General features: G+C 66.9%; 9 protein-coding genes. 4 read left to right on the forward strand and 5 right to left on the reverse strand.

The genetic code is table 11. The features are described from left to right. The 3 genes from ABB33_RS16820 to ABB33_RS18305 all read right to left on the reverse strand — a co-directional run. The coding region (locus ABB33_RS16820; RefSeq protein WP_152985142.1) for a transposase at window positions 1-131 on the reverse strand (131 nt) is incomplete at its 3' end. 41 nt (window positions 132-172) lie between these two features. Next, window positions 173-748: a hypothetical protein gene (locus ABB33_RS18690; RefSeq protein ID WP_152985141.1), complete on the reverse strand. Its 576-nt coding sequence runs from the start codon at window positions 746-748 to the stop codon at window positions 173-175. A 68-nt stretch (window positions 749-816) separates the two neighbouring features. After that, complete coding sequence (locus ABB33_RS18305; protein WP_225546664.1) at window positions 817-1,650, reverse strand: trypsin-like serine protease; 834 nt, start codon at window positions 1,648-1,650, stop codon at window positions 817-819. A 232-nt stretch (window positions 1,651-1,882) separates the two neighbouring features. Between ABB33_RS18305 and ABB33_RS19245 the strand changes: the two genes are divergently transcribed. Continuing rightward, the gene (locus ABB33_RS19245) at window positions 1,883-2,095 is read left to right on the forward strand and encodes a phage integrase N-terminal SAM-like domain-containing protein (protein ID WP_318639578.1); all 213 of its coding nucleotides are present in this window, start codon (window positions 1,883-1,885) and stop codon (window positions 2,093-2,095) included. A gap of 764 nt (window positions 2,096-2,859) precedes the next feature. Here ABB33_RS19245 and ilvD read toward each other — a convergent pair. After that, window positions 2,860-4,698 carry a dihydroxy-acid dehydratase gene (ilvD, locus tag ABB33_RS16825; protein WP_056932849.1) on the reverse strand — a complete coding sequence of 613 codons (1,839 nt, stop codon included), beginning with the start codon at window positions 4,696-4,698 and terminating at the stop codon, window positions 2,860-2,862. Window positions 4,699-4,937: 239 nt separating this feature from the next. Here ilvD and ABB33_RS16830 point away from each other — a divergent pair, with 239 nt between their 5' ends. The 3 genes from ABB33_RS16830 to ABB33_RS16840 all read left to right on the forward strand — a co-directional run bounded on the left by ABB33_RS16830 (window position 4,938) and on the right by ABB33_RS16840 (window position 7,302). Next, window positions 4,938-5,498, forward strand: coding sequence for a DUF1190 domain-containing protein (locus ABB33_RS16830; protein ID WP_054662315.1), 561 nt, complete (start codon window positions 4,938-4,940; stop codon window positions 5,496-5,498). Window positions 5,499-5,502: 4 nt separating this feature from the next. Further along, complete coding sequence (locus ABB33_RS16835; protein ID WP_056932850.1) at window positions 5,503-6,690, forward strand: glutathionylspermidine synthase family protein; 1,188 nt, start codon at window positions 5,503-5,505, stop codon at window positions 6,688-6,690. A gap of 276 nt (window positions 6,691-6,966) precedes the next feature. Then, a complete protein-coding gene (locus ABB33_RS16840; protein WP_056932851.1) occupies window positions 6,967-7,302 on the forward strand; it encodes a hypothetical protein in 336 nt (111 codons plus the stop codon). Between the two features lie 53 nt (window positions 7,303-7,355). Here ABB33_RS16840 and ABB33_RS16845 read toward each other — a convergent pair whose 3' ends face one another. Beyond that, on the reverse strand, window positions 7,356-8,654 hold the full coding sequence (locus tag ABB33_RS16845) for a DUF58 domain-containing protein (protein ID WP_056932852.1): 1,299 nt from the start codon (window positions 8,652-8,654) through the stop codon (window positions 7,356-7,358). Window positions 8,655-8,882 lie beyond the last annotated feature (228 nt).

Genomic DNA, 8,882 nt, shown 5'->3' on the forward strand with positions numbered 1-8,882 from the left:
CCGCAGCCGTACAGTGTGTGCTTGGGAATCCCGATCCGGGAGGCTACGTCCACGACTGTAAAGCCGCGCTCGATTACCTGCTTCACCGCCTCTGCGCGGAACTCATCCGTGTACTGCTTGCTGTTGCCCATAAACACCTCGGTCATTGCCATCAATTATGGCGTCCGAGTGTCTACGAAAGGCTGGCCGGTCCAGACTCAAGTCTGGCTGCCACGTAATTTCCCTTGCGGAATTCGGGGTCGTCTGAGATGCCTGTTACGTGCAAGTCGTACGGGAAACCCGAGGTTGCCACATGGAGGACTACGCCCTTTGCATCACGGAAGCGAACGCCGCCCAGGTAGCGGCAGACTGCACTAGCGGAGGCAGAAGCCGAGCCCGGAGCTCCTGCACATTGGACGACCGGGCCTGACCCCAGAGTTGACCCGGCCGGAATTGCAGGATCGATCCAGTCCTCCGTAAGGAGTGGAACCACTTCCACTGGGCCGGTGAGCAGGAGCTCATGGTGCGCTGTTGGGTTCATGCGCTCTGCAGGTCGAACATGCAGGGTGAAGACCTCAAACTTGAATTCCAGGTCTTCGCCGCGCGCGCTTAGCTCAATCCAGCGGCCATCCGCACACTGCAGGAAAAGCTGCGTACACTTCGCCAGATGCGGGAACGTTCGGCACGTAGCAGCGGACACGACCCCATGCTTGAGCCAGTGGAGCGTTGCTAGAGTTTCCGGGTCAGGCGCGAGGTCGTAGCTGTTCATGGGGCCTGATGCCTGAGTCACGTCGTGCCGTGAAGCGGCGTCGGCTTGAACGAATTGCCAGCCGACACTTACGGTCGTTTGAAAATAATGTTTTCAATCCAGTCTTTGTAATGGCTGAGGCGGACATTGCAAGTGATTTGACCATAACGCCCGGGTGTTCTGTCGATGCTTTGTGGATCTGACCAAGAAGTCAGTCCGGCCAACAACAACTCCTTCTCAGTCTGCAGCAGGGCCGGCCCGCCGCTGTCGCCGCTTCCTGACCCGCCCTCAAGGAGAAGGGCATCCGACGGTTTGTCGAACATATAGCAGAGCCAGCGACCATCAGCGCTTGTGACTTTGTTGTACGCACGGCGAAGTTCAGTGCGATGGGAGCTGCTGAATTCGTATCCGGTGACACCGTTGCCCGTGGCACCTTTTCCTATGACCTTGATGATTTGACCGAACTCGTCATCGCTCTTGTTGATTGCGACCGGAGAGACGTCAGCTACGGGTTGTGCCAGTTTGAGAAGTGCGATGTCATCCGAAGAGGAGAGTAGCACCCTGAAAAGGGTCCAATCCCAAGTGGCAAGCGCTTGGTCAAGCAGATTTTGTGGCGGCTTTTTATATCCGGGGTGTATCACAAGACGTTCAACATCTCGTGGCTCACCGGCAATGGTTACCTGTGCAATTTCAGATTGCCATGTGACGGCGTGGGCGGCGGTAACCACCCATTGCGGAGCAATCAACACGCCGTGTCCCTCGCCAGGCATGTCAACCAGCGCAGAAAACTCAGACGACGGGACTCGATACTTTGAGTCATCAACGTCATCACGAATGACGATTGCGCTTGCACTGAAGGATATGGCAAGCAATGCGAGGAACCACAGCCTGAGCAGGCGCGATTTATTCGGGGGTGCCATCATGGGAGCCAACACCTATTCAACCGCCTATCAGTTGCGTCTTTCCAAGTATGGCAGGCTTCCATCCGGCTCGTGAGCCGGATAAACCCTGACGGGCATCAACGGGTTGCGTGATGGTGGAGGGCTTCGTATCGCCTGCACGATGACAGCGTTACGGGGCAGGAATGCTGCCCATGGTTTACCTCCTCGAACCGCCGGTGTATCGAAATCCGGGTCACCGCGCCTGCTCGACCGGATGCATGTGCAGATCCGGCTATGGCATTACAGCGCCGGTACCGGACGGGCCTGTGTGGGGTGGGGCCGCCGTTTCATCAGCGCCAACGGCAAGCGTCGCCCGGGGGCGCTGGGAGCGAAGGAGGTCGAGGCGTCTCTCACCTCGCTGGCAACCACGTCGAATGTGGCCGCGGCCACCCGGAACCAGGCATTGTCGGCGTTGCTGTTTCCTTAACGGGTGGTGCTGGGGGGTTGAACTGCCGCAGATGGCAGAAGTGGTGCGTGGCAGGCGGCTCCGCCGGCTGCCAGTGGTGTTGTCGCAGGAGGAAGTGGCGCGGCTGCCGCAGGCATTGCCGGAGCGGGAGCGGGAGTTGATGGCGCGCCTGCGGTACCGAACCGGCATGTGCCTGCTGGAACGCCAGCGCCTGCGAATCAAGTGCGTGGATTTCGTCGGTAGGGAAATCAGCGGGCACAGTGACAAGGGCGGCCGTGACCGGTGCGTGCCCCTGCCGGAATCTCTGCGTGGGCGCCGCTGCGGCAGCGCAGGCGGTCGCTGGTGCTGCAGGGCCAGGATCCGGCCGGCGGCAATGGCCGGGTCCACCTGCCACACGCGTCGGCACGCAAGTACCCCGGTGCCGATGGCGGGCCGGGTTGGCCGTACCTGTTTCCCTTCTGGCGCGTGTCCGTCGGTCCGCGCACTGGCCGGGCCGGGCGCCACCCTGTAGCTGGGGAAACCCGAGGTGGGCCATCCAAGGTTGCGCACGCGCGTGCGTGCATCGCCAAGCCCGCCACCCACTGCGCGTTGCGGTATCCGTTCGCCACGCACTTGCTGGGGCCGCCTACGGTATCCGCACGGTGCAGGCGCTGCCCGGCCCTTGGGAAGTGGCGACCAAGCAAATCCACACGCACGTGCTGGGCCGTGGCACCGGCGGTCTGCCGGTTCCGTTGGACCGATTGCCGGGTGCCGTAAAGCCGATCTGAGCGGGCCCGGGCGTGGCGTCAGCCGTCGAGCAATGCCTTGTCACGTACGGCGCCCTTGTCCGCACTGGTCGCGAGCAGCGCGTACGCCTTCAACGCGGTGCTGACCTTGCGCGGGCGTGGCTGTGCCGGCTTCCAGCCGCGCGCGGCCTGCTCGTCGCGGCGGCGTGCGAGTTCGGTGTCGTCCACCAACAGGTGGATGCCACGCTGCGGAATGTCGATGCGGATGCGGTCGCCGTCGCGGACCAGGCCGATGCTGCCGCCGGCGGCGGCCTCCGGCGAGCAGTGGCCGATGCTCAGGCCCGAGGTGCCGCCGGAGAAACGGCCGTCGGTGAGCAGCGCGCAGGCCTTGCCCAGCCCTTTGGACTTCAGGTAGCTGGTGGGGTAGAGCATTTCCTGCATGCCGGGCCCGCCCTTGGGGCCTTCGTAGCGGATCACCACCACGTCGCCGGCCTGCACCTCGTTGCCGAGGATGCCCTTCACCGCGGCATCCTGGCTTTCGTAGACGCGGGCGCTGCCTTCGAACACGTGGATGGATTCGTCCACGCCAGCGGTCTTGACCACGCAGCCGTCGGCGGCGAGGTTGCCGTACAGCACCGCCAGCCCGCCTTCGCTGGAGAAGGCATGGGCGACGTCGCGGATGCAGCCGTCGGCACGGTCGGTGTCCAGCGACGGCCAGCGCGTGCTCTGGCTGAAGGCCACCTGGGTGGGAATGCCCGCCGGGCCCGCCTTGTAGAACTCATGGACCGCCGCGTCCTGCACCTGGGTCACGTCCCAGCGTGCGATGGCGTCGCCCAGGGTGCGGCTGTGCACGGTCGGCACGTCGGTGTGCAGCAGCCCGCCGCGCGCGAGTTCGCCGAGGATGGCCATGATCCCGCCGGCACGGTGCACGTCCTCGATGTGGTACTTCTGCGTGTTCGGCGCCACCTTGCACAGCTGCGGCACGCGCCGCGACAGGCGGTCGATGTCGCGCAGGTCGAAGGCCACTTCCGCTTCCTGCGCGGCGGCGAGTAGGTGCAGGATGGTGTTGGTCGAGCCGCCCATGGCGATGTCCAGGGTCATCGCGTTCTCGAACGCCTCGAACGTGGCGATGCCGCGCGGCAGCGCGCTGGCGTCCTCGCCGCCGTACCAGCGGTGGCACAGCTCCACCACCAGCCGCCCGGCGCGCTTGAACAGCGCCTCGCGGTCGCTGTGGGTGGCCACCACGGTGCCGTTGCCCGGCAGCGAAAGGCCCAGCGCCTCGGTCAGGCAGTTCATCGAGTTGGCGGTGAACATGCCGCTGCACGAGCCGCAGGTCGGGCAGGCGCTGCGCTCGATGGCGGCCACCTGGGCATCGCTGACCGATTCGTCGCCGGCCGCGACCATCGCGTCGATCAGGTCGAGCTTGTGCTCGGCCAGCCGGGTCTTGCCGGCTTCCATCGGCCCGCCGGAGACGAACACCACCGGGATGTTCAGCCGCAGCGCGGCCATCAGCATGCCGGGGGTGATCTTGTCGCAGTTGGAGATGCACACCAGCGCGTCGGCGCAGTGCGCGTTGACCATGTACTCGACCGAGTCGGCGATGATCTCGCGGCTGGGCAGCGAGTACAGCATGCCGTCGTGGCCCATCGCGATGCCGTCGTCCACGGCGATGGTGTCGAACTCCTTGGCCACGCCGCCGGCCGCCTCGATCTCGCGCGCCACCAGCTGGCCGAGGTCCTTCAGGTGCACGTGCCCGGGCACGAACTGGGTGAAGGAATTGGCCACGGCGATGATCGGCTTGTGGAAGTCGCCATCGGTCATGCCGGTGGCGCGCCACAGGGCGCGGGCGCCGGCCATGTTGCGGCCGGCGGTGGAGGTTTTCGAGCGGTAGTCGGGCATGGGGAAGGCAACGGAACGCAATGCCATCGATTCTGCATGAAGAACCCGGTTGCTGTTGCAACCATCGCGGCGCGCACGCCGGTGCCGGCGTGTGGCCTGCCAGGCCCGCGCCGGCCCGGCTGCTGGCCCGTCGGCCCGGCCTTTACCTGAAACGGCGTTCAGGTTGGTGGCGCGGCCGATTTCCGCCTGCATGGCCGGATCGGGCATCATTCGGGGACGACTTTCATGGGGCTACGACGATGAAGCGATCCAGGACCACCGCGCTGCTGCTGATGAGCACCGCGCCGCTGCTGTTCACTGCCTGCCAGAAGGAGGAATCCGTGCAGGTGCAGGAAGGGCTGTACACCTCGGTGGAAGCCTGCAGCGAAGCCACCGGTGATCCGTCCGCCTGCCGCACGGCCTTTGCCGCCGCGCAGCAGCAGGCCGCCGACGCCGCGCCCAAGTACGCCAGCAAGGAAGAGTGCGCCAAGGAGTACCCGGCCGAGCAGTGCGTGCAGCAGCACACCAGCGCCGGCACCTCGTTCATCGGCCCGATGATGATGGGCTTCTTCATGTCGCAGATGCTCAACGGCGGCCGCGCCGGGGCGGTGGCCGCGCCGCCGGCCGCGCAGCCGGCGTTCAAGGACAACGCCAATGGCTGGGCCAAGCCGGCCGGTACCGGCGGCATGAACACCGCCAGCGGCATCGGCGCCGGCAAGGCCGGGCTGGCACCGGTCAGCAGCGAGCCCAACCGCGCCGTCACCGCCAGCCGCGGCGGCTTCGGCGCGCGCAGCGGCAGCCGTACCACGGTCGGCGGTTGATGCAGTGAGGCGGGTAGCCATTGCCGAGCGCTCCAACTGGCGCGCGCGCGCGGCCGAGGCGGGGTTCCGTTTCCACACCATCGACGGCGCGCCGTACTGGGACGAGACCGCGTACTACGCCTTCACCCTGCGCCAGATCGAGAACGACCTGGAAGACCCCAGCGCCGAGCTGCACGCGATGGCGCTGGACCTGGTCGGCGACGTGGTCGCCAGCGAGGAGCTGATGGAGCGGCTGGCGATCCCGGCGCCGTTCCGCGACTGGATCGCCGAGAGCTGGCGGCGCCGCGACCCGCATCTGTACGGCCGCCTGGACTTCGCCTACGACGGCAATGGCCCGGCCAGGCTGTACGAGCTGAACTACGACACCCCGACCTCGCTGTACGAGGCGTCGTTCTTCCAGTGGCAATGGCTGGAGGACCAGCGCAACCGCGGCGCGCTGCCGCAGCAGGCCGACCAGTTCAACTCCTTGCACGAGGCCCTGGTCGAGCGCTTCGCCGAGCTGTCGGCGCAGCTGCCGCCGCCGCTGTATTTCAGCGCGGTGGGGGCCTCCGAGGAGGACCAGGGCACGGTGGCCTACCTGCGCGACTGCGCGGCGCAGGCCGGCCTGCACGGCGCGGCCATCGCCATCGAGGACATTGGCCTGTCGGCCGACGGCCGCTTCACCGACCTGGACGACGTGGTGATCGGCAGCCTGTTCAAGCTGTATCCGCTGGAAGACCTGATGCGCGAGGAATTCGGCGCGGCATTGCCCGGTTCCGGCGTGCGCCTGCTGGAACCGGCGTGGAAGGCGGTACTGAGCAACAAGGGCATCCTGCCGCTGCTGTGGCAGCGCTACCGCGGCCACCCCAACCTGCTTGAAGCGCACTTCGACGACGGCAGCGCGCTGCCGGCGGGCTGGGTGCGCAAGCCGCTGCACTCGCGCGAAGGCGCCAACGTCGCCATGCACATGAGCGATGGCCGCTGGCAGGAGAGCGAAGGCCCCTACGCCGGGCCGTGCATCGTGCAGGCGTTCCATCCGCTGCCGGCATTCGACGGCAACTACCCGCTGGTCGGCAGCTGGGTGGTGGGCGACCGCGCCTGCGGCATCGGCGTGCGCGAGGACGACAGCCGCATCACCCGCGACAGCGCCCGCTTCCTGCCGCACGCCATCGTCGACGACGCCCCGGCCGGCAATACCCGCATCTACGTCTGAGCCCCCGCGCATTGCCGCTGGCCGGCCCCGCCATCGCGCGGGGCCGGGCGTCGCCCATGCGCGGAACGCACTGGAAGGCAGCGGCGTGGTCGCGCGCAACCGTAAAACAGGGGCGGAAAACCTCATGAAAAGCGCGGTTTCGCGAAAAATATAGTGATTGACTTCGCGCTTCCGCGAAGCTCAAATCCCGCTGCCAATTCATGAATACACCGGCGCCGTTGGGGAGAACGGCGCCGCGTGCCAGGGCACCCATCCCCTCTGCATGAAGGAACCCTGATGTTCGACAAGAAGCTTTTCGCCGGCACGCTGCTGGCAGCCCTCGCGTTTGCACCGGCAGCCCAGGCCCAGGACCTGGTCTTCACCCTGAAGAACGGCACCTCCGCGGTGATGACCTACTTCCATACCTCGCCGGCCGGCGTGGACGACTGGGAGGAAGACGTGCTGGGCTCCGATGTACTGGGACCGGGCGAGTCCGTGCAGATCACCATTGCCGATGGCCGCAGCCAGTGCGTGTACGACATGCGCTTCGAGTTCGACGAGGATTCGGGGCTGGACATCACCGAAGACACGCAGGACCTGTGCAAGCTCGGCTCCTACACGATCCACGTATGATTGCGCTGCTGGCGGGTCCGCCAGGACCTGCCAGCGCGGGCGCCGGTGCGCGGTTACAACAGCCCGTCGCGCTTGACCGCCAGATAGCGTTCCACCAGCGCCCCGGGCAGTTCCTCGGCGGTGACGTCCAGCACCATCACCCGGTGGCTGCGCAGCGCCTCGTGCGCGGCGGCGCGCTGCTGCAGGTAGCGGGCGATGGCACCGGCCTGCACCGCGTCGGGCAGGGTATCGGCGCTGTGGGCGAGGGCATCGTCCAGCTCGCGCTCGCGCAGGCTGGCCACGCACACCAGGTGGCGCTTCTGCAGCAGGCGCACGGCGGCCAGCAGGTCCTCGATGTCCTCGTCGCGCACGTTGGTGACCAGCATCACCAGGCAGCGACGCGACTGCCGCAGCGACAGCCCGGTGGCCGCGGCGAGGTAGTCGGTGGCCACCGGTTGCGGCTGCAGGTCGAAGCTGGCGCGCAGCAGCGTGTCGATCGCGCCGAGCCCACGCTGCGGCGCCGCCCAGCGGCTTTCGCCGCCGCTGGCGAACAGGCCCACGCCGTCGCCCTGGCGCAGGGCCAGGTAGGACACCACCAGCGACGCGTTGAGCACGTGGTCGAAATGCGACAGCCCGCCCTCGTCGGCCAGCATCCGCCGGCCGGTGTCGATCATCATCACCAGCTGCTGGTTCTTTTCGTCCTGGTACTCGCGCGAGATCAGCTTGCGCGCGCGCGAGGTGGCCTTCCAGTCGATCTGCCGCAGGCTGTCGCCGACGCGGTACTCGCGCATCTGGTGGAAATCCGTGCCTTCGCCACGCCGCCGCTTCAGGTGCGCGCCGACCAGGCGCGAGGCCATTTCCGCACTGAGCAGGGCCAGCCGGGTCAACGGCACGAAATTCGGATAGACCCGCACCGTCTGCTGCGGCGCGACCACGCGCGAATGCCGCCACAGCCGCAGCGGCGAATGCAGGCGCAGCTGCACGCCGGCGAAATCGAACATGCCGCGGGCGCCGGGCGTGAAGTGGTAACTGAAGCGTGATTCGCTGGCACGGGCCATGCGCAGCGTGCGAGGCAGCCCGCGCATGGCCCAGCCGCCAGGCACCAGGTCGAATACGTCCACGCGTTGCCGGCCGAAGCTGTCCAGCTGCAGCCAGGTCTCGCGCTCGACGCCCAGCGCCAGGGTCTCGGGCAGTTCGCGCCGCACGCTGGGCGTGGGCCGGCGCCACAGCCACAGCGCGTCGGCCACGGCGGGCACGGCGATCGCGCAGGCGGCCGCGATCCAGGCGGTGGTGGGCAGCCAGTGCAGGGCGACGGCGATGCCGAGCAGGCCCCATGCGGCCAGCAGTGCGATCAACAGCGGGGCGGGCCTCATGCGGTGGCCCTCATGCCGGATGCGATGCTTGCGTGCGAGTGCGAAAGCACGAGAGCCTTTGCGGTTGCCTGTGATCTGGCTGTTGCCGCCTGCTTTGGACTTTCGAATCCCCTTCCGTAGTGACGGAGCCGGTGGGCAAAACCCGAAGGGCGACGTGCATGGAGGCACGTCGTTTTTCTACGCGACAGGGATGTCGCGTAGAAAAATCCCACCGGCGGAGTGGACCCG

Origin of the sequence: Stenotrophomonas acidaminiphila, from assembly GCF_001431595.1 — a bacterium.
Lineage (GTDB): Bacteria > Pseudomonadota > Gammaproteobacteria > Xanthomonadales > Xanthomonadaceae > Stenotrophomonas > Stenotrophomonas acidaminiphila.

Excerpts from the sequence above, each read along its gene's own strand:
- ABB33_RS18690 (WP_152985141.1), bottom strand. The coding sequence starts at position 748 with ATGAACAGCTACGACCTCGCGCCTGACCCGGAAACTCTAGCAACGCTC.
- ABB33_RS18305 (WP_225546664.1), bottom strand. The coding sequence starts at position 1,650 with ATGATGGCACCCCCGAATAAATCGCGCCTGCTCAGGCTGTGGTTCCTC.
- ABB33_RS19245 (WP_318639578.1), top strand. The coding sequence starts at position 1,883 with ATGCATGTGCAGATCCGGCTATGGCATTACAGCGCCGGTACCGGACGG.
- ilvD (WP_056932849.1), bottom strand. The coding sequence starts at position 4,698 with ATGCCCGACTACCGCTCGAAAACCTCCACCGCCGGCCGCAACATGGCC.
- ABB33_RS16830 (WP_054662315.1), top strand. The coding sequence starts at position 4,938 with ATGAAGCGATCCAGGACCACCGCGCTGCTGCTGATGAGCACCGCGCCG.
- ABB33_RS16840 (WP_056932851.1), top strand. The coding sequence starts at position 6,967 with ATGTTCGACAAGAAGCTTTTCGCCGGCACGCTGCTGGCAGCCCTCGCG.
- ABB33_RS16845 (WP_056932852.1), bottom strand. The coding sequence starts at position 8,654 with ATGAGGCCCGCCCCGCTGTTGATCGCACTGCTGGCCGCATGGGGCCTG.